This window comes from uncultured Mobiluncus sp., assembly GCF_947087965.1.
In the GTDB taxonomy this organism is placed as follows: domain Bacteria; phylum Actinomycetota; class Actinomycetes; order Actinomycetales; family Actinomycetaceae; genus Mobiluncus.
Genome location: NZ_CAMUES010000005.1, coordinates 66,724 through 91,996 on the forward strand (window position 1 = coordinate 66,724; position 25,273 = coordinate 91,996).

Genomic DNA, 25,273 nt, shown 5'->3' on the forward strand with positions numbered 1-25,273 from the left:
GCTGACTTGGGGAGCGGAACTGATATTGCCGGAAATCACGTTTCATTCAAAACAATTTTGTCAAAGCATGGTGGGACTTTGTAACACGTTTGGTTAAACCGGTGGTGTTTGGTTCAGACCCAAACGGATTATCTGCATGGTCAATTCTCCGCGGCGCATACCAAGTTTTGCGAGGGCACATTTCACGTACGTACTCACGGTATTTATGGACAGTCCGGTCTCGGCCGCGATTTCTTTGTTGGAGTAAGCCTTGCCTATGAGTTGAACGACTTGGCGTAAATGCTGGGGTAGAGCATCGATTTGGGATTGCAGCTGCAGGTTAGCAGGTTGAGGATTGGTGGACACGAAATAGTCCATAACCATCGATAACGGCTTGTTATCCAGGGCGTTCCCGCCTCTGTACACCCGTTTAATGGCCTCACCAATCTCGCGGAACTCAGTCTCTTTGGTTAGAAATCCTTTCGCTCCTGCTGTTAATGCCGCACGTAGCATATCGGGACGTTCAAAAGCGGTCAGCATAATAATCCGTTCGTCCGGATTGCGTGTCAGCGCGGATGTAACCGTTTCAATACCACTCATCCCCGGCATGGCCACATCTAATAGCACCACATCGTGATTTGTGTTCTCAATGAGATTCATCACCTCGAGACCGTTCCCGGCCTTGCCGACGATTGTTATGTAATCCAAACTGTTCAGGAGGATGCTCATCTCGTGCATATAAAGGTCATCATCGTCTGCAATAATGACCCTAATAACTTCCTGTACGCTCACTTTGTCACTTCCATCTCGAGAGGGATGGTGATGTGTAACACCCAATGCTCCCCAGTCCGTCCCGCCTCGAGGACACCACCTGAAATATGAAGTTGCTCCCCCAAAAGTTTCAAACCCCTGCCGCTACTCAACACCGGATTGGCAGAGAAAGAACTAATTGAATTCATCATTGTGAAATCTACTATTCCTTCCGTAATGTCAACCTCAATAGACACACGACACGGCTTTTCAGGGTTGCCGTACTTTATCAAGTTCGTCAGGGCTTCACGGACACATTCACGCAACAAGCTGGTTACGGTGGTACTCAGTGTGCGCAGGTTCTCAGGGTCGGTGTCGATTTCTACGTTGAAGCCAAATCCCGTCGCGACGTCTCTAGCCGTATCTAGCGAGGTGGCGAGGGGTGTGGGGGTTGCTTTCAGTGTAGAGTTTTGTCCCAGCACGCTTAATGTTCTTCGCAGTTCGCTGAGGGCTCGCACAGACTCTCCATGCAGCAACTCCAAGCGTAGTCGGGTTTCCTCACTTGTTTCGGGAGAATCCTTGGCATCTTCCAATATTTTGGCAGACAGAGTTGTCAATCGGGAGAGCGTTCCTGCCGTATGGTTGTGCAACTCTGCTGACAATTCCTGCTTGGTCTGTAATAGAGCTAATTCGTAACGGTGTTGTTGCATCACCGAATGTATGTTCAGCCGCAGATTTTCTTCAATGTACCGGCGCAGCACAAAACCTGCCCCGAGAGCAAAAAGCAGGAGCAAGGCGTAAAAAACGCTGGCAATTGTATTGTATTTACCAGCAAAACCAATCAATATCGCAAGTGAACTGACGAGCGTTGCAATCAAGCTTTGCTTCCACCAGCCGCGCCAAGACCAGTCAAAAATTACCGGAATCGTCAAGTACACCACCAGACCAAATTCAACCGTGGGAACCACATTCATAGCAACGACTGCAGCAATAAAAACCCATCCACCTACGCGCGGGAAAAATATGTAGCCAAGGAAAACTACGAATCCGATTAGTTCACCTAAAACACTCCAGGGGTTGTCACGAATTCGGGTAATGCTGAAGTCAAGAACAACACCAAGGAACAGCACAGCTAAAAGAATCTTATTCCTGGAAATCCAGGATAAACTAGGTCTTGTAAGGTGCAAATTTCCCTCCCCATGATGCTTAGACTCAGCATAGCTGGGGAATGATGTCGCAGATTGTGATTTCAGAGTGTTCCTCGGCGATCAAGTCGCTGTGCGGCCCACAGGCTCCGAGAGTCAGACCCACGGTGCTTAGAAAAGCAATTTGAACAGCAATAATACGCATCAAAGCCTCCTCGTAAAGACGTTTAAGCGCACTCTATCGGAATCGTCTCTGAGGTGGAATACCCCAATTTTGGGATATTTTCACGACCGTGGTTTTGCTCTAGTGTAGGAGGCAACGGCCAAACCGGCCACAATTACGTGTGAGGAGAACAAATTATGAAAAAACGTATTCCTGAAATCCTGTCTGGAACAGTAGCGGCATTTATGTTGGCATTTTCTGTCGGAACCCCAAGTGCTGTTGCTGTCGGACCAGGTTCCTGGATGGACCAAGTAACAGGTGCTCCCAGCTTATACAGAACGCAGCAATGGTACGATTCTGCAAAGTTGAAGCCCTGGACGAATGATTTGGTAGGCAAAATCACCAACATAAAAGTTCGCGCAACCATTACAAATCCTCCGACCGTCGGTCAGGGTTTAGCTGCAGGATTGTGCCCTGTTGGCTACTCTGAATATTACTGCGCAGACATTACCCAGTTTGTTTATGGCGCAAGTGTTAATGGCACCATTACAGATTTCGCAGGCTATCCCCCCGCTACCTCGTTCTATTTTAAATGGGGCGTTATGGACAGCAAAAATCAACCGATTTTTCCTGTTACGGTTATTTCCAAGCAATCTATTGAGGTGTCATATGAGTAGAGGGGCTTTGCAATGATTAATGTTGGTTCGTTCCAAGGGACGTCGATGCCTAATGTCAGTCCTCACGTTTCGACCGCGCAGGGCTTTCAGAAATCGATGGAAACGACCTCATCAGTGACTGTTTCCCCAGGTAAGGACGGAGACTGGGGAACTAAGGTCGATTTGAGCTATATGTTTGACAAGCTTGAAAAGCACGGGTTTATCAGTGCGGATGAGCGAGCCTATTTGACACAGAAAGTTACTGATCGCAACCAAATTTACAAGGCTATCTCTGATTTGAAGGGGCCTGGTTTGGCGGCCAATGCAGCATACAAAATGCAGGAAGGTGTTTTGCTGCCTAACGGTGTCTTAACTTTGACAAATGACCGAAGGACGGTGCAGCGTTTGGCTCAGTTGACGCGTTACGAAGTTCAAACCATTGAGGCCGCGCAGGGGTCAGATATGGGCATCGGTCAAATCGGGATGTTAGCAACAACTGTTGCATTGTCAAAGGAAAAAGGCATCATCAGCGGCGAGCTGGGCTTGAAAGATTTTAATATGCTGAAAAACTGGTTTAAAGAAAACGGTAAACCCGGAAGCAGCGAGTTCATCGAAACCCAGGAAATGCTCAGTAAGCTCTATGACCTTCTAGCCAGCAAAGACAAGCATTAGGTCGCACACTTATACTCATCTCTCTAGGCTTCGATTCCAGTTCAAATTGGCGTTTATCAGCAATTATAGAGGCATCAGAAACTGCTTGAACTGTTAGTCTGTGAACGCCGGCGTTGTATTGCCGGGTGGTGTCACCAAGACACCTAGGAGTACCTATGACCCGGAAGTCTGGAAACGCAGTTTATCCGGCGAGTCGGGATGCAACCAGATGGGAGGAATCTCCATCATGGTGTGTGCCCCCGACCAGCCAGCTTGCCCGGCCCGGTAAGCCGCCCGGGCCGCTGCCACCATGACGTAGGCCGTGAACTCGGGGTTGTCGTCCATGTCGATTTCCAACTTGATTTGTTCGTTGACGCCTTGGGAAGTCGAGGCGCGCGACAGAACCAGCCCCGCGTGGGTCAGCCGCGAGTGGAACTCGCGCATTTCGTCGGGACTCAGGAACGTGACCTGGGTGTCGTAGTCAGCGAACCAGCCCGGCATTTCCATGATTTCCTCACGCAGCTGTTCCTTGTCGTAGGCCGGGTCAGCCACCACGTAGCATTCCAGATAGTGCAGGGCTTTGCGTGAATCATCATAGATAGGTTCCCCATTCAATACCGCCGTGAGGGGAGTCTCTTTGGGTACCTGATAAGCCACCGCGTCCAACACACCCTCGAAGGCGCGGATCGCGTTGGACCACTGCATGGAAATACCGCGCCCCCAAAATGTGTAGGTTTTCGTTTTCGGGAACAGGGAGTCAGAGATGACCCGGAACATTGACATCAGTCCGGGTTCCCAACCCACCGCGCACAAAGACACGTGTTTGGTGGATTGCCCCACCTGGTCCACCGCCGCGAAATAGTCGGGGAAAGCCTGGTAGACGGGCTGAAAAACGGGCTCTTTGATGAACGCGGGTAGCATCATGCCCGAGACTTCGTGGATATCCTCATCAGGGTTTTCCTCCCCCGCCGCATCGGGAGCCGCGTTTGTATTCGGCGGCGTGTCTGGCGTCGCCGCAGACGCATCAGCCGTTTGCTCCATGCCCGCCGCGGCGTCACGAGCCGCTTGGCGTTCGGCGATGTCTTTCGCCATCCGTTCCAGTTCCTCCAGGCGGAGCTGGCGTTTCGCTTCGACTTCCTCGGCGGTGGGCGGCGTGCCGCGCAAGGGGTGGGCGTCGACCGTGTGGAAATACTGGGCGAGCTGGGGGGTTTCTTCCTGCAGTTTTGTCCCCAGGGTGTCACAGATAATGACGACATCGATACGGTCGGCAAACTCTGCCACCTTGTCGGTGGGGTAAACCTTGGCATAGGAATTTTGGAGTTTTTGCGGGTCGCGCTTGGAAAAAATCGCTACCAGTTCCATGTCGCGGCACTTGCCAACCGCTTTGGCAACTGCCTTGCCGTAGCTGCCAAAGCCGACCACACCGACGCGAATGCGCGTGTCTTCTTGTTGTGTCATAGTTTGCCCCCATTGGCTCGTCCTCTTGATTACCTTAGCGTTAATCGACGCGAAATAAGAGAGAATCGGGAGTGCTTCAAGTTTTAAGAAAGCCAGGACTGTCTTTAAATTCCAACCCAGTTCAATAGTTGCCAAAAATTGTTTATTGAGAACTCTTGGAATTCTCCGGTTTGGAGGACAAAAACAGGTGAGCAACATAGGCTCGAAACATGGTTGAAATTCGAGTACACGGGCGCGGTGGTCAGGGTGTGGTCACCGCTTCCGATTTAATGGCTTACGCGGCTTTTGCGGACGGCCACCACGCCCAAGCCTTCCCGTCTTTCGGGTCGGAACGGACCGGCGCTCCCGTCGTGAGCTACTGCCGGATTGAAGATAAAGAAATTCGCTCCCGGGAACCCATCTTGGATCCCGATATTGTCATTGTCCAAGACCCGACCTTGCTGGCCATTATGGATCCGTTTTCGGGGCTGAAAGACGATGGGTACGCGCTGGTTAACTCCCAAAAGACCGCGGCCGAACTGGGCGTATCCGAGTTGGAGGCGAGGCTACCGCGGGGTCACTTTATGGCAATGCCCGCCTCTGAGATCGCCCTGGAAAAGCTGGGGCGTCCCCTCCCGAACGCAGTTCTGCTGGGCGGGTTGGCGGCTCTGACCGGGATTATCAAACTGGAATCGGTGGAGGACGCCATCCGCGGCAAGTTCAAAGGCAAAGTCGGCGACTCCAACGTGGAGGCCGCCGCCGCGGCCTACGAATACGTGAAAGACAATATGGCCTGAGAGACGCCAACGGTACCGGGACGGTGTGGTGCGCCCCGGACTTCACACTAAAAGGAAGAAGAAACAATGCTTAAACAAATCGAAGGCTCCCAGGCGATTGCCCGGGCTGTTGCGGCATGCCAGCCCAATGTGGTCGCCGCCTACCCCATCAGTCCCCAAACTCACATCGTCGAGGCCCTGTCCGCCCTGGTGAAGTCCGGGCAGCTGGAACATTGCGAATACGTCAACGTCGAGAGCGAATTTGCGGCCATGAGTGCCTGTATCGGCTCCTCGGCCGTGGGGGCACGTTCCTACACCGCCACCGCTTCACAAGGTTTGCTCTATATGGTCGAGGCCGTGTACAACGCTGCCGGCCTGGGCTTTCCCATCGTGATGACCGTGGCGAACCGGGCCATCGGCGCGCCCATCAACATTTGGAACGACCACAGCGACTCGATGAGTCAGCGTGATTCCGGGTGGCTACAGCTGTTCGCTGAAAACAACCAAGAGGCCGCGGATTTGCACGTACAGGCCTTCCGCATCGCGGAGGAACTCAGCGTGCCGGTAATGGTGTGCATGGACGGCTTTATCCTCACCCACGCGGTCGAACAGGTCGACCTGCCCGAACCGGAGCAGGTCAAACAGTTCCTGCCGCCCTACGAACCGCGCCAGGTACTGGACCCCGACGACCCGCTGTCTATCGGCGCGATGGTTGGCCCCGAAGCCTTTACCGAGGTGCGCTATATCGCCCACCACAAGATGCTCCAGGCCCTCGACCTCATCCCTCAGGTCCAGTCCGAATTCAAGAGTATTTTCGGGCGAGATTCCGGCGGCCTGCTGCACACGTACCGTTGCGAGGATGCTGAAACCATCATCGTGGCGCTGGGATCCGTGGTCGGCACGCTAAAAGACGTGGTGGATCAACGCCGCGAGAACGGCGAAAAGATCGGCATCATGTCCCTCGTGTCCTTCCGGCCCTTCCCCTTCGCCGCTATCCGCGAGGTCCTGCAGGGCGCAAAGCGCGTAGTCTGCCTCGAAAAAGCCTTCCAGCTGGGGATTGGCGGGATTGTTTCCTCCGAGTTGCGCGCGGCCATGCGCGGACTGCCCTTCACCTGCTACGAAGTCATCGCCGGACTGGGCGGACGCAACATCACCAAGAATTCACTGCACGCCATGCTGGATCAGGCCGCGGCGGACACCCTCGAGCCCCTGACCTTTATGGACCTGGATATGGAACTGGTGCGAGGGGAACTGGAGCGGGAGGCCGCCACCCGGCGCTCCGGCGCTTTTGCCACCAACGTGCAACGCGAACGGGTACTGCGCACCAACGCAAAGATTGCCGAATCCGGGCCGAAACCCAAGGCGGACAAGGTCGGCAACCCGCGCGTGGCTTCCCCGTCCATCAAGCAAGATGCCGTGTCGGTAGTGCCCGACCAGGCTGAATAAGCCGGAACAGAGGAGAAAAAATGACTGAAATCACTCAATCTGCACAGACCGAAATTCCGGCCCGCGAACAGGTCAAGTTCTATCAAGTCGGCTCATTCGCGGTGGGCAACCGTTTGGCGGATCTGCAGTGGCGCTCCCTGCAATCCGACCCGAACCGGAAAAACTCCCTGACCTCGGGACACCGCGCCTGCCAGGGCTGCGGCGAAGCGCTGGGAGCCCGTTACGCTATCGATACCGCTACGGCCGCGGCCAACGGCAAACTGGTAGCTGTCAACGCGACCGGATGCTTGGAGGTGTTTTCCACCCCGTACCCGGAAACCGCGTGGACGATTCCCTGGATGCACTCCCTGTTCGGAAACGCGGCCGCAGTGGCAGCCGGAGCGGCCGCGGGTTTGAAAGCGATGGGCAAGGACGACATTCGCGTCGTCGCCCAAGGCGGGGACGGCGGCACTGTCGATATTGGCATGGCCTGCCTGTCCGGGATGTTTGAACGCAACGATGATGTCCTGTTTATCTGTTACGACAACGAAGCCTATATGAACACCGGGGTGCAGCGTTCCGGCGCGACCCCGGCGGCGGCACGTACCGCGACGACCCAGCCGGTCGGCGAACATCCCGGCAACGTATTCACCCAGGGCAAAGACATGCCGCGGATTGCGATGGCCCACGAGATTCCTTACGTCGCCACCGCGACCGTAGCGGATTTGCGTGACCTGGAGTACAAGGTGCAAAAGGCCATGACCTACCGCGGGGCGCGCTACCTGCACGTTTTGGTGCCCTGCCCGCTGGGATGGGGCTCCAACTCGAATCTGACGGTTACCTTGGCTCGCTTGGCGATTCAGACCGGGCTGTTCCCGGTGTATGAAGCGGAGAACGGAGAGATTACATCCGTTACCAAGATTCGCCGTCCCGCCCCGGTCGAGGCTTACCTGAAGCCACAGCGCCGTTTCGCTCACGTGTTCAAAGGGCCGGATTCGAGCGAAGTGCTGGCGCGGATTCAAGCTATTGCGGACCGCAATATTAAACGTTACGGCTTGATTGAGATGGATTCGCTGGACGAGGACGTGCGGGAACGTATCTTGAGCGCCCCCGACGACCCGGCCGGTCGTTTTGCCGCGGCTCTGCCCGGCCGGCAGGTAATGGACGTGAGCAGCGAACCCGAGGCGAACTAACCGGCGCTTGGGCGAGCTATTGAAGAAGTTAGAGGAAAACGAAAATGACACAAGCCAAAGCTGAACTGAAGAAAGAGGAGACCATTCCTTTTGCGATTACCCTCGAAGTCGGTTCTTCCCTAGAGAACGAAACCGGCTCGTGGCGCACCGAACGGCCCGTCTACGTGAGTAACCTGCCGCCGTGTAACAAGGCCTGCCCGGCCGGGGAGAACTGCCAACGATGGCTGTTTTACGCCGAAGAAGGCAGGTATCGCCAGGCCTGGGAACAGATGATGGCCGACAACCCGCTGCCGGCGGTGATGGGACGCGTTTGCTACCACCCTTGTCAGACCGCCTGTAACCGCGGCATGGTGGACGAAGCGGTGGGTATCAACGCGATTGAACGTTTCGTGGGGGACAAGGCCCTGCTGGAGGGGTGGACGGTCGGTCTGCTCGCCCCGGAAAGCGGCAAGAAAGTGCTGGTCGTGGGGGCGGGACCCTCCGGGCTGTCCGCCGCCTACCATCTGCGCCGGATGGGCCACACCGTCACGGTACGCGACGCCGGTCCGATGGCGGGAGGCATGATGCGGTTTGGGATTCCCTCCTACCGGCTGCCGCGCGGCATTCTGGATCAGGAAGTGAAACGTATCGCCGACATGGGGGTCACTTTCGAGTTTAACTCGAAGGTAGAGAACGTGGCCGATGTCGCCGGCGATTTTGACGCCGTGTTCCTGGCTATCGGGGCTCAGATGGGGCGTCACGCCGATATTCCCGCCGGAGATTCCGCGAAAGTCATGGACGCGGTGGATATGTTGGCCGACATGGAGAGCGACGAGAAACCGATGCTGGGACGCCGCGTCGTCATTTACGGCGGCGGGAACACGGCCGTGGACGCGGCTCGTACCGCGAAACGCCTGGGCGCCGAGGAAGCCATCATCGTGTATCGCCGGACCCGCGACCGCGCCCCCGCTCACGATTCCGAAATCATGGAGGCCGAGGAAGAAGGCGTCATGATGAAGTGGCTGTCCACCATTAAGCACGTGGACGGCGGGGCCATCAAGATTGAGAAAATGGTGTTGAACGAGGACGGCTTCCCGGTCGGCACCGGCGAATATGAGGAGTTGGGTGCCGATTCCGTCATTATGGCGCTGGGCCAGGAAACCGATTTGGGTATCGTCGAGAACGCCCCCGGTATCGAGATTGAAAAAGGCGTAGTCAAGGTTGATTCCCGCATGATGACCGGAATGAAAGGCGTGTTCGCCGGGGGCGACATGGTGCCCTCCGAGCGTACTGTCACCATCGCTATTGGCCACGGCAAGAAAGCCGCCCGCTGCATCGACGCTTACCTTCACGGTGAGGAATACCGGGCGGGAGACAAAGCCCCCGACGCTTCCATCAAACGCATGAACACCTGGTATTATGCGGATGCTCCCCGCCGGATTCGCGACAAGATTGAGGGGCCACGCCGCGCCTCGACCTTTGACGAAGTCGTGCAGGGCCTGGACGAAGAATCGGCCGTGTTCGAGGCTCGCCGCTGCATGAGCTGCGGTAACTGTTTCGGATGCGACAACTGCTTCGGGGTCTGCCCGGACAACGCCATCACCAAGATTCGACCCACCGAGTACGTGTTCAAGTACGACTACTGCAAGGGCTGCGGCATCTGCGCCGAAGAATGCCCGTGCGGGGCGATTTCGATGGTTCCCGAAAATATTTAGACCCGGTTAGGGTGCCGGCTCGGTCAAGGTTTTGTAAAAACCTGACCGAGCCGGTGGGTTTTTAGGCGGTTTTCTGCGCAAAAGTCCGGGTGTTGCGGGTTTTCCACAAGCTCGGCCAGGCCGGGTTATCCACTTTTAAAACGGTCACAAGTACGGTGGGGCAGTTTCTCCGGTTACGTTGGGGGTGACGGAGCCTCACGGGTGACGGGGAAAAGGGGAAACATTATGGCGCAGATGTGTTACTGGGGACTGTTCAGCCGACAGCACGCCCAGGCTTTAGCGTATTTTTGCGAGGCTGAAAACCGGACGTGGCTGGGGCTGGCGGCACAAGCCTATAACGATCAGTGGCGAGACCGGCTGCGGGACTTAGAAATTTTGGGCGACTATATAAACGAGTTGGAGGACGCGAAAGCCAGTTTGGAGGCACTGCTGTGAGCTGGCTCGATGATGTGTCTATCGGGGATGATCGCAGCCCGGTGGTGGGACACCCCCAAGATTTTTGGGTGGGCGGGGGCCCCGGCTTGTGCGTGGACACCGAAGAAATGGAGCGGATGGGGGCGAGCCTGCAGCACAGCGCGCAAGCCCTGGACGTGTTGAGTCACTGGATACCGGCTGAGCAGTCCCGTTTGGCGCACCGATACTATGTGGTTCACGCCCGCCTGGTGAGGTTGTGTGAAACCCCGGAAGGCGCCGCCGAATACGGTCCGCTGCTGGCGGCTCTGGAGTCGGCCTGGGTCCGGTTCGAGGATGCCGCGGCGGTGGCATGCCACGGCCGCTGCGGTACCGTGGTCCTGAGCCAGAAAATCGGGGCGTTATCCCAGCAGCTCGAACGGGCCACGGGTCTGTATAAACTGACCGAGGACGATCTCAGGAACCTACTCGCAGCTTTTGATTTTGAAACGATTATGATGCGCCTGGTGGCTCAACATCTGGCTTTACGACAATACTTCCCCGCCAGTTTCACCGTCGATGGCCGGGTGTATCACACGAAACAGATGAGTGATACGGAACTGTCCGCGGTGTTCCTATCGTGGATGCAGGCAAAGCTCGGAGCCCAGTCCTACGGGGCGTCGAACTCTCTGCAGGTCAGCGGCAACGGTTGGAATGCTATCCTGCACACCCCCGGCTTCGAAGATTCCCCGGAACTGAACGCCGCTTTTGGCAGGTGGTTCGACAAAGTCACTCCGCAAGAGTTGATTCATGCCTACGAGTGGGATGACCCCCTCACCGTGGCAGGGGTATTGCTCTTTGGACCGATACAGTTCTTTACCTACCGGGGCTTAATGGAAAAAACCGGTGCCGTCCCGCGGAAAACTATGCCTTTCGGCAAACAGCTGCCCGCACTGTGGCTACGAACCTACGACCAGACCCTATATGCCAAGTTTGCTGCCAGCCAGCAGGAGACTCGTGATGCCCGCCGGGCGAACTTTTCCAAAACTCCTACCGGCGAGCTCATCGGGGTAAACGGGGCGCAACGCTTGGAACACAAAGTATTGGCGACACAAGACTACGACCCTCGTAAACAGGGCGGAGGCGCGGGCCTGGGGCGGACGATGGAGGGCAGTCAGGCCGGAGCCACCCGAACGTTGCCGAAAAACCCTGGTGACGTGTTCCGTTACTCCAACACGATTGACCCATACGGGGACAATGGGGCGTTTGAGATTCAACGCTGGCGCAATGCCGCAGGTCAGAAGGGAGTGCGGGTCATCCTGCGCGGCACCGAGAGCTGGGATGCCGGTTCGGGGATGCCCCAGGACATGTTGACGAACACGGAAGCGGTGGCGGGTCTGAAAACGAGTCCGGCGCGGGCGGTCGCGGCGGCGCTGGAACACATGAACGTGGACAGCGCCACACCGGTGGAACTGGTGGGACACTCCCAAGCCGGGATTGTAGCGGCGAATATGGCGGCAGATCCGTCCTTCATCAGCCGCTATAACGTGCGTTCGGTGATTACGGCCGGTTCGCCGGTGGCGGGAGCGATGGGCCGGGTACCCGAAAACATCCACATGATTTCGTTTGAAAACAGCAACGACCTGGTGCCCAAGTTGGAGGCGGGACTGAACCCGGGCTCAACGAACCACGTTACGGTGTGGGGCAACCGGGGCAGTCTGTTCAACATTCCCGAGGCGCACAACCGGGATTCGGTTTATGCCCAAATGGCAGACGATTTCCTGAATGCACACTATTCGCAAGGTGATTATTTCCTGAAATGTCGTAACAATGACATGAATCTTAATGAAAAAATCGTGTTTGCTGATTCTCAGAGGTTCGAAATTACCCGTAAATAATTTATGCAAGAATCGCAGGTTAACTCGCTGAGACAGAAAATTCTACAGGAAACAAATTGCGGTTTTTCAGGCATTTTCCATGAATAATCAGGGGGAACGCTCTTCCGTTTGAGGGGGTTAAAACGCTAATATTATAGAGAAGAAATGGCGTCTTGGAGATGCTGAAAACAAACAGGGACAGGTGAATAAGGATTATGAAACCGAAGACCCCGAACATGGATGTTAAGACGAACGAAGGTTCGCAAATCGGCACGGCGATGCGCCCGATGGTACACGGGCGTGTCCGTTTTGGTCGCTTCCTGGTTGGCGGCACTGCGCTGGTGGCTATGGTGGCTGTGGCCATGTTGGCCGGCAGCCCGGATTTGAGCCGTTCTCCCGTCTTGGGCCAGCCCCAACAGACCACGAACGCTGAAGCCAGAAACTCCTCTGTAGCTGAGCCTTTGGCTCCCTCTGCAGCAGCACCCACGCAGCCGAATCGTATCGGCGGCGGCGGTCCCACCGCGACCGCGATTGCTATTTCTCGGACGGCTTTCCCCGGCGGAGCCTCAGAAGTTTATGTGGCGCGCAACGATAATCCGGTTGACGCCCTGGCGGCATCGGTGCTCCCGAACGGCCCGATTTTGCTGGTTCCTTCCTCGGGTAATGTCCCGGCTGATGTCTTTAATGAAATTAAACGTTTGCACCCCTCCAAGGTTGTAGTTCTTGGCGGCGAAGGTGCGATTAGTGCCGATGTGGCCGGCCAGCTCAGCACCTATACCGGGGTCGCTAATGTGACCCGTCTGGCTGGGCCGAACCGCGTGGCTACCGCGGCCGCTATCGCCAAGTATGCCTACCCCAACGGCAACGCCAAGGTTTATCTCGCTGACGCGATTGGTTCCAACGGTTTGGGTTCCCCGGATGCGGCCGCCGCGGGCGTGTTGCGTGACGGCCCGATTATCACCGTCAGCGGTAATGGTGCCGACATTGCTACCGCTGCCAGCACGGTGAAAGCTCTGGGTGCCTCCCAGGTCGTAGCTTTAGGTGGCGAAGGTGTGGTTCCCAGTTCCCGACTCAGCCAGGTGGCAGGCGGAGCGGCGACCGCCCGTATTGCCGGAGCGGATCGTTACTTGACCGCTCAGGCTATCAACCAGACGGTGTTCCCCAGCGCCAGCCACGTTTACTTGGCTTCCGGCTCTGACTTGGTCTACCCGCTGATTTCCGGCTCGCTGAGTGATGGCCCGGTGCTGTTGGTTCCTGCCAACGCTCAGGGCAACACTCGTAGCCTCGTAACGGCTTTCGGTAACCCGTCGGTGACCGCTATCGGGGATGCCAGCGCGGTGTCGGACAGCGTGTTGAATGTGGCCGCTGGTTTCTCCCAGCCCACTCAGGCTAAGACTCCTGCTTCCGCTCCGGTTGCTGGGGTATCTCAGGTTTACACCAAGTACTCGATGCAGCCCTCTCCGGCTGACCAGGCTCGTGAAGAAGCGGTGTTCAACGCCATCAACGCGACACGTAACGGTGCTGGTGTCCCGTCCTTGACGCGCGACCCGGTGATGGATGATGCAGCCCGCGCTTGGGCGCAGCAAGTCGCCCGCACCGACGTGTTTGTACACTCCAACGGCGCGTTGAAGTACGCGGATTTGTTCCCGGCAGGCTGGAAGTTCGCTGGCGAAAACATGGTGGGTTACTACAACGTTGACCCGGCCGCTTACGCCGCGGGCTCCACGAAGGCTTGGGTGGCCTCTCCCGGTCACTACCGCAACCTGATGGATGCGCGTTTCAACCGCACCGGTATTGGTACGGCGACTGGCCGGCAGTGGGTGTACACGGTTCAGAACTTCGGACAGTACTGAGTCTTTTAGGGAAACCTCCCTTTCATCTCCCTGAGTTTCGGTGTCAAGCGTGCTTGGCACCGAAACTTATTTCGCCACAACTTGGGCGGGGTTGGATGCCGGGAACTGCCCGGATGGCTCGCGAGCTCATCGGGCACTGGAGGCAGTGTATGAAATCTGCGATTAAATCGGTGTTGCTGGTCAATATGACCACGAAGGTCGATTTAATCGCAGATTAGCAACAGGTCGGGTAGCATAGGGCGATGTCTGTTATGGCCGGAAGCAACAAAACAGCCCGCCGGACACGCGATGAGGGCGTGTACTGGTTGGACGACACCGCGGTGTACCTGACGCGAAAAAATGTGCGCAACCTGCGGCTACGTATTAATGAACGCGGCGAATTCCATCTCTCTATTCCCCGGCGGGCACCGCTGACGATGGCCCGGGACTTCTTGCACGAACAGGCTGACTGGATTGCCCGGCAGCAGGAGCGTTTCGCGCGGCGGCAAGCGTCGCAACCCCGACTGGTGGATGGCGAAACGGTCGCGTGGTGGGGTCAAGACGTTCCCCTGAAGGTTGTGGAGGACCCTCGCCCTCGCGCCCGTGCCACCGCGGAAGTGGGCGCTGGGGCGATTGTGTTGCACCTGCCGGTGGAAGCCTCCCTGGAAAAACGCCAACGTGCTTTGGACAAATTGCGCAAAACTTCTCTGGAAATCCGGCTGGCTCCGGTCTTGGCCAAGTGGGCGGCGGCCTTTGAGACCGAGCCAGGACCGGTGCGGATTCGACGTATGAAGTCGCGCTGGGGCTCATGCAACCCGCGCACGCGGGCACTGACGTTCAACCTGGAACTGAGCGCGAAAGACCCGAAATACCTCGACTACGTGGTGGCTCACGAGTTTACGCACTATTTTCACCCCAACCACGGCCCCGAATTTCATGCTTTGCTATCAGCCAAGCTGCCCCAGGAACGTCAGCTGCACCGCGCTTTGAACCAGCGCAGAAACGCCTCTTGAAACCCAAACGAAACCCCTGCGGACTGTGCCAAACAGTACCGCAGGGGTTTAATCTAAAGATGCTTAAATCGAGTGAGGACTACTGTCCACAACCACAGGACGTTTCCTCAGACTGGCCGCACTGGCAGCTCGCATCATCGCGCTTGGGCTGCAAATCCACCCATTCGCGTGGCTCGACGCGCACCCCAGTAAAGAACGGGGTGTCGACACGCACGAACAGGCGGGCCTCAACCTCGCGCTGCTGACGCAGCACACCCATGACCCGATCCAGACGGTCCGCCTCCAGGGTGATGGTCCATTCCCAATCGCCCAGAGCAAACGCCGCCAGGGTCGAGACTGCCACATCGTTGTAGTCGCGACCGTTCATACCGTGTTCCTTGAGGATGGCATTGCGACGTGCTTTAGGCAGGTAGTACCAGTCCCAAGAGCGCACGAAGGGGTAGACCGTGGCGTACTTGCGCGGGGCGAAGCCACCCCAGCAAGCAGGCAGGTGCGATTCATTAAACTCAGCGGGCACGTGACGGCTCATCGCCGACCATACCGGCTCAAACAACGCAGGCTGGCCGTGGCACGTCCCGATAGCTCCCACCTTGCGGAAGGCTTCTTGTAGGGCTTCTGTATTATCGGCCAGCGCCCAAATCATCAGGTCAGCATCGGGGCGGAATCCCGACACGTCATACCAGCCACGCACCACTACTCCGTTCATCGCTTCTTCCATACGGCGGAGTATGCGTTCGAGGCGCTGTGGGTCGGTGGGCAGGGGCCGGGTCCGGCGGAACACCATGTGCAGGGAGTAGTTCTCTCTGGCATTGACTTCGTGATAATCGACCGCGTAATCGCGCGGGTCGCCGGTGATTTCCGGAGCTGTTTGAACGGATTCGGGATGTCCCATGGTTTCTCCTTTGATTTGGTTTGGGTTAACAGTGTGATGAGGACGGGAGTGGGTAGAGCGCGGATACTGGCAGCAGTTCGGTCCGCAGGTTTCCGCCAAGGGCGGGTAGGTGTCGGGCTCAACGGGCTGCTGGGGGTGTTCTCCGCGCGCAAAGGCGGCCCGTTCGTAAACCAGGTCAGCCAGTTCATCCAGGAACTCAGGATCAGATTCCGCGGTGGCAGCCCGGCGATAATCCAGGCCAAGTTCCTGGGCGGTAGCGGCGGCCTCGGTGTCGAGGTCATAGACGACTTCCATATGGTCCGAAATAAAACCGAAGGGAGCCACGATGACCCGGCGCACTCCGGCGGCCGCTAAATCGCGCAAATGGTCGTTAATATCGGGTTCCAGCCACGCCTGATGCGGGGAACCGGAACGGGAGCAAAACGCCAGCGACCACGGTATTTCTAGCCCTTGTGCAGCAAGTCTGCGGTGGATGGCTTGCGCGATCGAGAGGTGCTGGGCCAGGTAGGTCCAGCCCTGCCCCAGAGCGTCTTGCTCACGGGTCACCGCCGGCAAAGCATTGAGGGCTTCAGGGGAGAAGTCAGTCAACCGCTTGCGTAAGGGGACGCTGGGCCGGCTGACGGGAGTGTCAAACCGGTCGTCAAACAGTGCCGGTTTTCGCACAGTCGGGGAAATCTCGGCGGCGCTGTGGACACTGCGGCAAGACCCGGAATGCCGCGCCATCTCCAGGGGAATCGAATGTGTTACGTAAACCAAGTGAACCGGTGAGGATGACGCTGCGGCGGATTGGTTAGAAGCGGGAGTCACGTTTAGGTCCCGGGCAGCCGCCGCGATAGCGCGAGCGTTAGCGCTGACAAATCCGGGGGTGTTCGCAAAAGGGCGGACCCGGTCCAGTGTGACTTCACCGGCCACCTCAGGGCGGGCGGCGCGCAGTTCAGCTAGGGCTTCGGCCAGGTTTTCCCGGTATTGCCGGCATCCCGAATAACACGTGTAGGCGGTAGTAAACAGCGTCAAAATCCGGCGCGCCCCACGGTCAACCAAGTCAATCAGACTTTCGCTGAAGTACGGGTGCCAGTTGCGGTTGCCTACCGTATAGATGAGGTCATCGCCGAGGCGTTGGCGCAGGCCGGCTAATAGTTCGTCATTGCGGGCATTAATGGGGGAAACACCGCCAAACAGGCGATAGTGCCCGCCAACTTGTTCCAGTCGAGAATCGGGAATCCCTGCCCCGCCGGTAGCGTTGCGCAAGAACGGCAACACGTCCTCCGGGCCGTTCGGACCGCCATAGCTGACCAGCAGTAACGCATCGTAGGGAGACAAATTGTGCATGTGATTTACCTGACTTCGGCGTTCAGAGCGGCTTCGAGTACCTCGGGAGTCAGTCCCCATACAGTTGCTAGGGCATCAACCCATTCGGCACTCAAACCCGCCTCGGCCGCCATGTGGGCGGAAACAGTGGGAGTGTGCGCCAGCTTGGCAATGACGTGATGAATCGCGGCCTCCGCGGCTTCGCGAGAAATCATGTCGCCAGCGGGAAGTCTGTCAATCTCGGCCGTGGCGGCCTGTTGGAAAATGGCGCGCAGCTGCACGATAGCCGGATCCATGTGACGTGCCGCCACCGCCGCATCGTACTCCCTCAAACCGTCTTCAATAATTTCATGCGCCCGGCGCACTTGGGACACCGCCAAAGCCGGAACCCGGTGACGAATATCCTCCAAATCCCATAGCGCGACGCCCGGTAGGTCTCGCACGCTTTCCTCCACGTCACGATGCAGTGCCAGGTCCAAAATGGTCAAGGAACTGTCGCGGTCGGCCAGGCTGGCGTGCACCTGTTCGCGGCGCAGCACCGGGGCACCGATTCCCCGCGCGGTGACGACCAAATCTGCCTGCCGCAACGCCGGTACTAACTCAGTGGCGGGAATGACACGGGTTCCGTGACTCTTGGCAAAGGCAGTGACCCGGTCCGAAGTCGAAATATTGGCGATATCACGCACCCCGCGAGCGCGTAGCTGAGCGACCGTACTTCCGGCATAGGCACCGGTGCCGACCAGTAGAACTTGTGCCTGCCGCCATTGGGGTAAACGACCGCTCTCTTCCGCCACGTCCAGCGCCACAGAAACAACGGAACGCCCTAGTCCGGTCAGTTCAGTCTTGCTGGCGACCTTCCGGGCGGTGGATAGCGCTCCCTCAAACATGCGCACCATCAACCCGTGAACTTCCCCCAAGTCTTGGGCTCGCGTAAAGCAACGGCGCACCTGACCTGCGACCTCGGCCTCGCCCACCACCATCGAATCCAATCCCGAGGCAACCCGATACAGGTGCTCGGCGACCGCACGGCCCTCAATAAAATTCCAGGCCAGTGTGTCGTTCTCGGCATGAGGCGGGTGGGGAGCTTCGAGCTGTTGAGTTTCGGAGGGCAGTTCATGGGCGGGAACTAAGCGCACTCCCGGATCGGCCGAAGCATAGATTTCCACGCGGTTACAGGTCGAAACCAGCACCAGGGAATGCACTCCCGGGGTCTCGAACCATTCTGATTCCTTTTCTGCAGCTTGAGATGCCGCCTGAGCCACTTCAGCCAAGCTGTGGGTCAGGTGATTGACGGTGTAAAGTTGAAAAGGCATCAACCTTTTTATACCTTAAATAGAATTACCCCCGCAAAACAGTTACTAAGGGTATCCTAAGTTAGGATTGTATTTTGGTTGTAGCTTCTCTGGGTCTTGACCCACTATTCTCCGGTTCGCGGATGCGTGCCGCGCTGAACGGAATCAGGCCGGCTACCACACCCGTGTGGTTCATGCGCCAAGCTGGGCGATCCCTGCCGGAGTATCGTGCCCTGCGCGAGGGAAAATCCATGCTCGCCGCCTGCACCACCCCGGAGATTGCCGCTGAGATTACCCTCCAGCCAGTGCGCCGCCACCACGTAGACGCGGCCGTGTTCTTTTCCGATATTGTGGTGCCGCTGTACCTGGCCGGCGCGGACATCGACATTGTGCCCGGCCGCGGACCGGTACTGAAACAGCCTCTGACCAGCGCCGCCGAGGTGGAAAAACTGACCGAACTGGAAGTTGCGGACTGGTCGGTCATCGAGCAAGCCGCCGCCCATGTCCGCCGCGAACTGCCCTATGAAAAAGTCCTGCTGGGATTCGCCGGAGCACCCTTTACCCTGGCGTCCTACCTGTTGGAAGCCGGCGGGCCGCGCCGGCGCGAATGCTTGGAAACCCGCGCTTTCATTGAGGAGCAACCCGCCGCCTGGACCAAGCTGGCAACCTGGTGCGCGAAACTGTCTGGCCAGTTCATGAAAGCCCAAATCAACGGCGGCGCTGAAGCGGTGCAGCTGTTCGATTCCTGGGCGGGGTCTCTGACGGCCGAGGAATACCGCCGCTTCGCCCTGCCTTACTCGACGCTCGCTTTCCAGGGCGCGCCGGGAGCCACGCACGTTCACTTCGGGGTCGGCACCGCTCACCTCATCGAAGCGATGGGTGAAATCGCCGAGGTCGTTTCCATCAACTCCGACATGAGCTTGGACGCCGCCGCTCGGCGCCTGCCCGGGAAAGTCCTGCAGGGCAACCTCGACCCGGACCTGCTGGTCTCCGCGGAACAACCGGCGCAAACCGACGCCACCCCAACCGATGCGAAACCCACCGAAACGGGGGACATCATGGAGCAAGTCTGGCGCGAAGCCGAACAGGTTCTGCAGGCTGGGCTGGCCGCTCCTGCCCACATTTTCAACCTGGGACACGGGGTCAGGCCCGACACCGACCCCGGGGTGCTGACCGAACTGACCGCTCGAATCCACACTTGGCGAGCCCCGGCCACCTCCCCCACCGAAAACTCTCAAAAACCCACCAAACCCACCAGATAACGCTTGTGAAGGGAAAACACCATGGCTGACGACGGCTTTGACATGATTATCCTCGGCGGGGGGCTCGGCGCGCTGACCGCCGGATACGCGGCGATAAAACGCGGGCTGCGTCCCCTCATCTTGGAGGAGCGCGGACGCCCCGGCGGCCTGGTCTGTTCGGGAGTTTTCGGGGGAGCCACCGTGGATATCGGGGCCGAATCCTACGCCACCCGCACCCCCGAAGTCACCGATTTGTGCCGGGAACTGGGCTTGAACCCGGTCGCCCCCCACAGCGACTCCTGGGTATGGGACCACGGCCGCAACGATGCCGTGCGCATCCCCTTTGGAACCTTGGGGATTCCCGCCGACCTTGACGACCCGGTGTTCGTGGAGGGACTGACCCACATCGCCGGGCCTCAAGCCCTGGAGCGCGCTCGACAGGATTTGACGCTGCCCGCGGAAGTCGGCGCGGACGCGAAAAGTTTTGGGGAACTGGTAGAAGCCCGGTTGGGTAAAGCCGTGTTGGATGCCTTCGTGACCCCGTTCGCGGGAGGTATTCACTCCACGCACCCTTACGGGCTGGATCCCGACCGGGTCGCGCCGGGATTGCGCGCCGCCCTGGCACGCACCGGGTCGCTGACCAAGGCGGTGGCTGCCACCCGCAAACCCAACTCAATCGTGGTGATGATGCCCGAGGGCGGCATGTTCAAGCTGGTAGACGAGCTGGTGAAACGCATTACCGAGGCGGGGGGACGCATCGACAACCACGTGCGAGTCATGCATGTTGAAGCCGGCATCGGAGCGGAAAACCCGCGCTGGGTCGTGTGGTGCAAGCACACGATTTCCAACACCAAGTACCAGGGCGGGCCCCCGGAAGAAACCGGCAATGCTTTCGGGCTGGCGACAGACCGAATTGTGGTGGCGCTACCGGGCAACAGCGCGCTGAAAGTGCTGAACTCGGCCGCGGCCTCGATGCTGCGCCTGAAGTTCCACGCTGAACGCGACCATCGGGACACCACTCTACGGTTTGACGCGGCGGCCCTGGAAGAAATCGGCGATTTAACCACCGGATTCCAGCTGCACAAAGGCACCCACGTGATGAACGTGACCCTGGCGGTCAATGCGCCCCAGCTGGACAATCCGCCGCGCGGGTCGGGCATGTTGGTCGGACCCCCGCCCTGCGGACCTGATGAGGACCCGAACGTGTTGCAGGCCAAAGCCATCACGAACTATTCCGCAAAATGGCCCGGCACGATGGCGGGAGCTGCCCCCCACACGCATATCCTGCGGATTTCCTACGGTCGGGAGGGCGACCCGGAAGGCTTCGTGTATCAGGTGAGCGTGGAGCGGGCTTTGGCTGACGCGTCGCGGATGCTGGGAGTGGAACTGACGATGGACCAGGTCCTGGATTCGCGCCGCATCTTTTGGGGCGACGCCATGACCCACCCCAATGCCGAGGAACGCGCCGTGTTAAACCAGATTGCCGCCGCGGCCCAGCGCGTGGAGGGCCTGGATCTGGAAGGCGCGTTGTTTGCTGGGACCGGGATTACCGCCGTGGTCGCTCGCGGATTGCAATTTCAATAGGCAGGTTCACAAGGGCGGGGCGGACCGTTGCCGGGCGCTCACGCCGCGATGACGTCGGTAGCGCTGAAGTCCGTGCCTTTGAACAATAGCGGTTCGTTCAGGGCGCGGGAGGCAGCGTAGGAAAAACAGTCCCCGAAGTTGAGTTTGGCTGGCGAGCCCGAGCCGCGGGCGAAATTTTGGATGGCGAAGCGAGCCCAATAGAGGTGGTTTTGATCCACGGGAGTGATTTCAATGCCCAAGGCGTGAAGGACCTGTGGTGGATCACCGTACTTGCACGCCACGAGTTCAAACTCAACTGCGGTTCCCGCACTGATTTTCGTGTTGTCGCTACGGAGGATTTTTTCGAGATATTCCCGGTAGCCGGGTTCCTGAGCCATAATGGCGATTAAAACTGAGGTATCTACAATCACTTCGGTAATCCGTCCTCATCGTAGAGGTCGTCATCAGTCAAGAAAGTTATCCCTTCCTCCTCCACTTGGGCTTGAATTTCCCTGATAGCCTGCAGTTTTTCCTCATAAGTCGGTCGGCGCGTAGTCTCGAGTTCCCGTTGGGCCAGTTCGCGCACCACAGCGGTCATGGTCATGCCTTTACGATTCGCGAGTTCGCGAACGTTTTCATACACCTGGGGATCTTTGATAGTCAGCATCGGCATAGAAAAATTCTACCATGAATGCTAGAAAAGCGGGAGGTGGGTTTGCCCCTTCGGTTACAACTTAGGCATGCACGGAGTTTCTCAGTTGGGTATGGAAACACTCGCGGTTAATCGATAAGTGAACAACCGAAAATAGTGGTTGAAAACAGTAGATTTGTGCCGTTGGTCAATTAAAATAGATATACGGGGGGTTCACTGGAGATATCCGCGTGACACTATGGAAAGTGTGTGAATTCTAACGGTTCGCCTGATGACAAGGACGTCTTGAGGAGGGCTTTAAGGAGTAAAAATGGCGTTACGCATGGGGAAATTTGTCGCGTTAGCCGGTGGTCTGGCATTGATAACGCGAGATTTATCTGTAATCTAGGGAAAAGAAAGGAAGGTGAGCTGTTCCATGAAAAAAATATTTATAATTCCACTGGTTCTTTCGCTGACTGTACTGTTGGGCAGTTGCGCGAACTCTGATAACAACAATGGAAGTACTGCTGCAACCGAGTCGACCAGACAGGTCGAGCCAGCGTTTAAGTATATTTATGAAACTGGTTCAGGATATACCGGAGAACTCTCTGCCCTCGAAATCAATACTTGTATTAATTCACTTGATTTGATACATTCCACAGATTCTACAGAGGTTAGTTTTCCCTACCATCAAAAACCAGGCATTTACCTCTGGGATCCCTCCACCCCCAGCGTTAAGATGAAGAGTTGGTACAACAACATCAAGCGTCTGGTGAATGCTGGGGATCCTGATGCTATCGGCGAAGTCTCCAGCATGTTAGCCCTCCTGATCCAGGCTTATCACCCAGATAAAGTAGGTTTCATGGTCAGATTTGATTTGTTAACCAATGAAACCGGGCTGACCTTAGTTGGAGACGGTAACGATACTGTTATGTCTTGGGATCAAATCATTTCTCAGCTCGACTTACATAATGAACCGGGTATCGCGGAACTAGCGAGTTTGCTAAAAGGAAAGAACGATAAGATTGATATTCGCTTTGTTAAGAATAGCACCGAACAATTATGTAAAGCATACCGCGGTTTCCAGAACGATATTTCAAACAACTGGGATTTAAACGAAACTAATCATAAATTCCTATATGATGTCGAGAAAGATATGATTAACTTTCAGCTTCGTGAAGATGCCAAGAAATATCATTGCGGATGCCTAATTACTAACCCCTCCAAACCATTTAGATTAGCCGATGTTACGACCCAAGTAACAGATTTTACAGGAGTTATTCATAACAAATATCCCGGACTAATGTATTATTCTGAATACCCGGCTACTCAACCTGAACCACAGCCCTAGCTTTCAATGCTGTTGCTCAGAACCACGCTAATTACGGATAATGCTTCTTGCGTGACCTCTGCTACACAGTCAATCCTCTCGTGAGCTTGACTAGGTTGTACCGCCTGAATGTCCTAAGCTAGAGCTTATGCAAACGATTGGCAGCGCTGAGCGTCCGCTCGTGATTGGCACCCGGGCCTCCGCTCTGGCTTTGACCCAAACCCGCACGGTGGCATCCGATTTGGAGCAGCGCGGGTTACACGTCCAAGTACAGACCTTTACCACGGAGGGCGACGTCAACCGGGCTTCCCTGGCCAGCCTCGGCGGAGTCGGCGTATTCGCGGCGGCCCTGCGGGTGGCGCTGCTGGAGGGTCACTGCGACCTGGTGGTGCACTCTCTGAAAGACCTGCCCACCGTGCCGGTAGACGGTCTGGTGGTGGCGGCCACCCCGACTCGTGAAGATCCGGGGGATGTACTGGTGGCGCGCGACAATCTAGGTTTGGAGGATTTGCCCGCCGGCTCGCGTCTGGGAACAGGCTCGCCGCGCCGAGCCCGCCAGATAGCGGCCGCGCGCCCGGATATTACGTTGGTAGACATTCGTGGCAACGTCCCCACGCGGGTCGGGCGGGTGAAAGGTTTGGCTGCTGTGGCTGAGCGGGCCGGCCTGCAGCCGGGCAAGGCCGCCGAGGATTTAGACGGGGTGGTGCTGGCACGAGCCGGACTGCGCCGCTTGGGAATGGATGAGGCCATCACGGATTCCCTGGAAGGCACGGTGATTCCGGCCGGCGGACAGGGCGCGCTAGCTCTGGAAACCCGTCCCGAACTGCTGGACAGCGAAGAGGGGCGAAACTTCGCCCAAATCCTCAAGTTTGTGGACGACGAACCCACCCATTTAGAGGTCAGTGCGGAACGCGCCCTGCTACGCTACCTGGAAGCGGGCTGCGCCGCGCCCTTGGGCGTGCGCGGAGTGGTGACCTGGGACAAACGAGTCGAAGCACCCTCGGGACGCCTAGAACTGACCGCCCGAGTGATCGGAAATCAGGGCGAAGTCTTGGAAGTCAACGGAGAAACCACCGTACTACTGGGGGCCGAAGCCGCGCAGCGTGATTTCGCGCTGGCCGCGGCCCAACAGCTCGGGGTGGATTTAGCTGGGGAACTGTTGGCGGCCGGAGCCGCAACAATCGCCGACCTCAAGGCCGCTAAACCCGAGACAACCCAGAGTGGTGCGAATCAGACTGTAGACAATGAAAAGGAATTGTGGGGGGAATAACATTTGATGAAACCTAAACTGTTGGTGCCCAGGGTCCCGGGAGACGTGTTGGCACGGGGACTGGAAAAGGCGGGTCTGCCGGTGGTGTGCGCTCCCGTGACCGAGAAAGTACCCACTGCCAGTGAGGACTGGTATGAGCCGATGCAGCGACTGCAGGACGGGGAATACGACTGGGTTGTACTCTCCAGCGTGGCAACAGCCACGTTTCTGGACGCTCACTATGACCTGGAAGATTTGTTTGCCCAAGTGCAGGTCGCAGCCGTAGGTGCCGCCACCGCCGAAGCCATCCGTCAGCTTGACGGTCATGTTGACCTGGTAGGACCCGATCCAGCCTGCGCCGAGTCGCTGGTCAAGGCGTTTCCGCCGGGGACTGGAACGGTGCTGCTGCCCGGTGCGGTTGGGGCGGCCCCGACCCTGGGACAAGGGTTGAACCGCAAGGGATACAACGTGGAAAAGCTGCGGCTCTATGAATCCGTGTGCCTACCCGATTTACCGCTGGAATGGGAGACCGTCCTGGCTCCCGGAACGCTGACCTACGTGCTGGTTACGGCCGGTTCGGTAGCACGCGCCGCCCACGAACTGCTGACGAAAGCCGGCGTGAAACAATGGCCCGAACCCATCGCTTTCGGGAAATCTTCCGCCACCGTGCTGCGAGAACTGGGCTGGTCTGCCGCCGAGGTTTGTGAAACCACGAACACCGAAGGGGTCGTTCGGGCATATGAAAACGTTGTTCGAGAACTAGAACAGAAAGCCGCACGAGATTAG

The 25,273-nt window shown here is 57.6% G+C and carries 22 protein-coding genes; 15 read left to right on the forward strand and 7 right to left on the reverse strand.

Features of this window, described 5'->3' with window-relative positions; genetic code table 11:
* Positions 1 to 93: 93 nt before the first annotated feature.
* Both Q0V70_RS06370 and Q0V70_RS06375 read right to left on the reverse strand, forming a co-directional pair.
* Positions 94 to 771, reverse strand: coding sequence for a response regulator transcription factor (locus Q0V70_RS06370; protein ID WP_297589749.1), 678 nt, complete (start codon positions 769 to 771; stop codon positions 94 to 96).
* Positions 768 to 1,859, reverse strand: a complete 1,092-nt coding sequence (locus tag Q0V70_RS06375; protein ID WP_297589752.1) for a sensor histidine kinase — start codon at positions 1,857 to 1,859, stop codon at positions 768 to 770. The genes Q0V70_RS06370 and Q0V70_RS06375 overlap by 4 nt, the downstream gene beginning before the upstream one ends.
* A 375-nt stretch (positions 1,860 to 2,234) precedes the next feature.
* Between Q0V70_RS06375 and Q0V70_RS06380 the strand changes: the two genes are divergently transcribed.
* Together Q0V70_RS06380 and Q0V70_RS06385 are read left to right on the forward strand one after the other, a co-directional pair.
* A complete protein-coding gene (locus Q0V70_RS06380; protein WP_297589754.1) occupies positions 2,235 to 2,714 on the forward strand; it encodes a hypothetical protein in 480 nt (159 codons plus the stop codon).
* Between the two features lie 12 nt (positions 2,715 to 2,726).
* Positions 2,727 to 3,365 carry an antitoxin gene (locus Q0V70_RS06385; RefSeq protein WP_297589757.1) on the forward strand — a complete coding sequence of 213 codons (639 nt, stop codon included), beginning with the start codon at positions 2,727 to 2,729 and terminating at the stop codon, positions 3,363 to 3,365.
* Positions 3,366 to 3,518: 153 nt separating this feature from the next.
* Here Q0V70_RS06385 and Q0V70_RS06390 read toward each other — a convergent pair whose 3' ends face one another.
* Positions 3,519 to 5,000: a diaminopimelate dehydrogenase gene (locus tag Q0V70_RS06390; protein ID WP_366126769.1), complete on the reverse strand. Its 1,482-nt coding sequence runs from the start codon at positions 4,998 to 5,000 to the stop codon at positions 3,519 to 3,521.
* Between the two features lie 11 nt (positions 5,001 to 5,011).
* Here Q0V70_RS06390 and Q0V70_RS06395 point away from each other — a divergent pair, with 11 nt between their 5' ends.
* From Q0V70_RS06395 to Q0V70_RS06430, 8 genes are all read left to right on the forward strand, one after another.
* The gene (locus tag Q0V70_RS06395; RefSeq protein WP_282922475.1) at positions 5,012 to 5,578 is read left to right on the forward strand and encodes a 2-oxoacid:acceptor oxidoreductase family protein; all 567 of its coding nucleotides are present in this window, start codon (positions 5,012 to 5,014) and stop codon (positions 5,576 to 5,578) included.
* A 66-nt stretch (positions 5,579 to 5,644) separates the two neighbouring features.
* On the forward strand, positions 5,645 to 7,003 hold the full coding sequence (locus Q0V70_RS06400) for a transketolase C-terminal domain-containing protein (RefSeq protein WP_297589764.1): 1,359 nt from the start codon (positions 5,645 to 5,647) through the stop codon (positions 7,001 to 7,003).
* 20 nt (positions 7,004 to 7,023) lie between these two features.
* Positions 7,024 to 8,175: a thiamine pyrophosphate-dependent enzyme gene (locus tag Q0V70_RS06405; protein ID WP_297589767.1), complete on the forward strand. Its 1,152-nt coding sequence runs from the start codon at positions 7,024 to 7,026 to the stop codon at positions 8,173 to 8,175.
* Positions 8,176 to 8,219: 44 nt separating this feature from the next.
* Positions 8,220 to 9,869, forward strand: coding sequence for an NAD(P)-binding protein (locus Q0V70_RS06410; RefSeq protein WP_297589769.1), 1,650 nt, complete (start codon positions 8,220 to 8,222; stop codon positions 9,867 to 9,869).
* A gap of 225 nt (positions 9,870 to 10,094) precedes the next feature.
* The gene (locus Q0V70_RS06415; RefSeq protein WP_297346803.1) at positions 10,095 to 10,304 is read left to right on the forward strand and encodes a hypothetical protein; all 210 of its coding nucleotides are present in this window, start codon (positions 10,095 to 10,097) and stop codon (positions 10,302 to 10,304) included.
* Entirely contained in the window at positions 10,301 to 12,157 is a 1,857-nt protein-coding gene (locus tag Q0V70_RS06420) for a hypothetical protein (protein WP_297589771.1), read from the forward strand. The genes Q0V70_RS06415 and Q0V70_RS06420 overlap by 4 nt, the downstream gene beginning before the upstream one ends.
* A gap of 194 nt (positions 12,158 to 12,351) precedes the next feature.
* Positions 12,352 to 13,989, forward strand: a complete 1,638-nt coding sequence (locus tag Q0V70_RS06425) for a cell wall-binding repeat-containing protein (RefSeq protein ID WP_297589773.1) — start codon at positions 12,352 to 12,354, stop codon at positions 13,987 to 13,989.
* 242 nt (positions 13,990 to 14,231) lie between these two features.
* Entirely contained in the window at positions 14,232 to 14,981 is a 750-nt protein-coding gene (locus Q0V70_RS06430) for a M48 family metallopeptidase (protein WP_297589776.1), read from the forward strand.
* Positions 14,982 to 15,060: 79 nt separating this feature from the next.
* On the opposite strand, the gene hemQ is transcribed toward Q0V70_RS06430, so the two are convergent.
* Together hemQ and Q0V70_RS06440 are read right to left on the reverse strand one after the other, a co-directional pair.
* Positions 15,061 to 17,202 carry a hydrogen peroxide-dependent heme synthase gene (gene hemQ, locus Q0V70_RS06435; protein ID WP_297589778.1) on the reverse strand — a complete coding sequence of 714 codons (2,142 nt, stop codon included), beginning with the start codon at positions 17,200 to 17,202 and terminating at the stop codon, positions 15,061 to 15,063.
* 5 nt (positions 17,203 to 17,207) lie between these two features.
* A complete protein-coding gene (locus tag Q0V70_RS06440) occupies positions 17,208 to 18,494 on the reverse strand; it encodes a glutamyl-tRNA reductase (protein ID WP_297589781.1) in 1,287 nt (428 codons plus the stop codon).
* Positions 18,495 to 18,568: 74 nt separating this feature from the next.
* Here Q0V70_RS06440 and Q0V70_RS06445 point away from each other — a divergent pair, with 74 nt between their 5' ends.
* Both Q0V70_RS06445 and Q0V70_RS06450 read left to right on the forward strand, forming a co-directional pair.
* Positions 18,569 to 19,735, forward strand: a complete 1,167-nt coding sequence (locus Q0V70_RS06445) for a uroporphyrinogen decarboxylase family protein (RefSeq protein WP_297589784.1) — start codon at positions 18,569 to 18,571, stop codon at positions 19,733 to 19,735.
* Positions 19,736 to 19,756: 21 nt separating this feature from the next.
* Positions 19,757 to 21,298: an NAD(P)/FAD-dependent oxidoreductase gene (locus Q0V70_RS06450; protein ID WP_297589787.1), complete on the forward strand. Its 1,542-nt coding sequence runs from the start codon at positions 19,757 to 19,759 to the stop codon at positions 21,296 to 21,298.
* 38 nt (positions 21,299 to 21,336) lie between these two features.
* Here the strand turns inward: Q0V70_RS06450 and Q0V70_RS06455 are convergent, their stop codons facing one another.
* Together Q0V70_RS06455 and Q0V70_RS06460 are read right to left on the reverse strand one after the other, a co-directional pair.
* Positions 21,337 to 21,708: a type II toxin-antitoxin system VapC family toxin gene (locus Q0V70_RS06455; protein WP_297589789.1), complete on the reverse strand. Its 372-nt coding sequence runs from the start codon at positions 21,706 to 21,708 to the stop codon at positions 21,337 to 21,339.
* Complete coding sequence (locus Q0V70_RS06460; RefSeq protein WP_297589792.1) at positions 21,705 to 21,950, reverse strand: type II toxin-antitoxin system VapB family antitoxin; 246 nt, start codon at positions 21,948 to 21,950, stop codon at positions 21,705 to 21,707. The genes Q0V70_RS06455 and Q0V70_RS06460 overlap by 4 nt, the downstream gene beginning before the upstream one ends.
* Positions 21,951 to 22,344: 394 nt before the next feature.
* On the opposite strand from Q0V70_RS06460, the gene Q0V70_RS06465 reads away from it, so the two are divergent.
* From Q0V70_RS06465 to Q0V70_RS06475, 3 genes are all read left to right on the forward strand, one after another.
* Positions 22,345 to 23,259, forward strand: coding sequence for an adhesin (locus tag Q0V70_RS06465; RefSeq protein ID WP_297589795.1), 915 nt, complete (start codon positions 22,345 to 22,347; stop codon positions 23,257 to 23,259).
* Between the two features lie 127 nt (positions 23,260 to 23,386).
* Positions 23,387 to 24,508: a hydroxymethylbilane synthase gene (gene hemC, locus Q0V70_RS06470; RefSeq protein WP_297589798.1), complete on the forward strand. Its 1,122-nt coding sequence runs from the start codon at positions 23,387 to 23,389 to the stop codon at positions 24,506 to 24,508.
* 6 nt (positions 24,509 to 24,514) lie between these two features.
* Positions 24,515 to 25,273, forward strand: coding sequence for a uroporphyrinogen-III synthase (locus Q0V70_RS06475; RefSeq protein WP_297589800.1), 759 nt, complete (start codon positions 24,515 to 24,517; stop codon positions 25,271 to 25,273).

Bases quoted from the DNA above. Each gene is read 5' to 3' on its own strand.
- Q0V70_RS06440 (WP_297589781.1), bottom strand. From the start codon at position 18,494: ATGCCTTTTCAACTTTACACCGTCAATCACCTGACCCACAGCTTGGCT.
- hemQ (WP_297589778.1), bottom strand. From the start codon at position 17,202: ATGCACAATTTGTCTCCCTACGATGCGTTACTGCTGGTCAGCTATGGC.
- Q0V70_RS06450 (WP_297589787.1), top strand. From the start codon at position 19,757: ATGGCTGACGACGGCTTTGACATGATTATCCTCGGCGGGGGGCTCGGC.
- Q0V70_RS06390 (WP_366126769.1), bottom strand. From the start codon at position 5,000: ATGTTGCTCACCTGTTTTTGTCCTCCAAACCGGAGAATTCCAAGAGTT.
- Q0V70_RS06400 (WP_297589764.1), top strand. From the start codon at position 5,645: ATGCTTAAACAAATCGAAGGCTCCCAGGCGATTGCCCGGGCTGTTGCG.
- Q0V70_RS06395 (WP_282922475.1), top strand. From the start codon at position 5,012: ATGGTTGAAATTCGAGTACACGGGCGCGGTGGTCAGGGTGTGGTCACC.
- Q0V70_RS06415 (WP_297346803.1), top strand. From the start codon at position 10,095: ATGGCGCAGATGTGTTACTGGGGACTGTTCAGCCGACAGCACGCCCAG.
- Q0V70_RS06380 (WP_297589754.1), top strand. From the start codon at position 2,235: ATGAAAAAACGTATTCCTGAAATCCTGTCTGGAACAGTAGCGGCATTT.
- Q0V70_RS06385 (WP_297589757.1), top strand. From the start codon at position 2,727: ATGATTAATGTTGGTTCGTTCCAAGGGACGTCGATGCCTAATGTCAGT.
- hemC (WP_297589798.1), top strand. From the start codon at position 23,387: ATGCAAACGATTGGCAGCGCTGAGCGTCCGCTCGTGATTGGCACCCGG.
- Q0V70_RS06460 (WP_297589792.1), bottom strand. From the start codon at position 21,950: ATGCCGATGCTGACTATCAAAGATCCCCAGGTGTATGAAAACGTTCGC.
- Q0V70_RS06405 (WP_297589767.1), top strand. From the start codon at position 7,024: ATGACTGAAATCACTCAATCTGCACAGACCGAAATTCCGGCCCGCGAA.
- Q0V70_RS06430 (WP_297589776.1), top strand. From the start codon at position 14,232: ATGTCTGTTATGGCCGGAAGCAACAAAACAGCCCGCCGGACACGCGAT.
- Q0V70_RS06465 (WP_297589795.1), top strand. From the start codon at position 22,345: ATGAAAAAAATATTTATAATTCCACTGGTTCTTTCGCTGACTGTACTG.
- Q0V70_RS06425 (WP_297589773.1), top strand. From the start codon at position 12,352: ATGAAACCGAAGACCCCGAACATGGATGTTAAGACGAACGAAGGTTCG.
- Q0V70_RS06475 (WP_297589800.1), top strand. From the start codon at position 24,515: ATGAAACCTAAACTGTTGGTGCCCAGGGTCCCGGGAGACGTGTTGGCA.
- Q0V70_RS06410 (WP_297589769.1), top strand. From the start codon at position 8,220: ATGACACAAGCCAAAGCTGAACTGAAGAAAGAGGAGACCATTCCTTTT.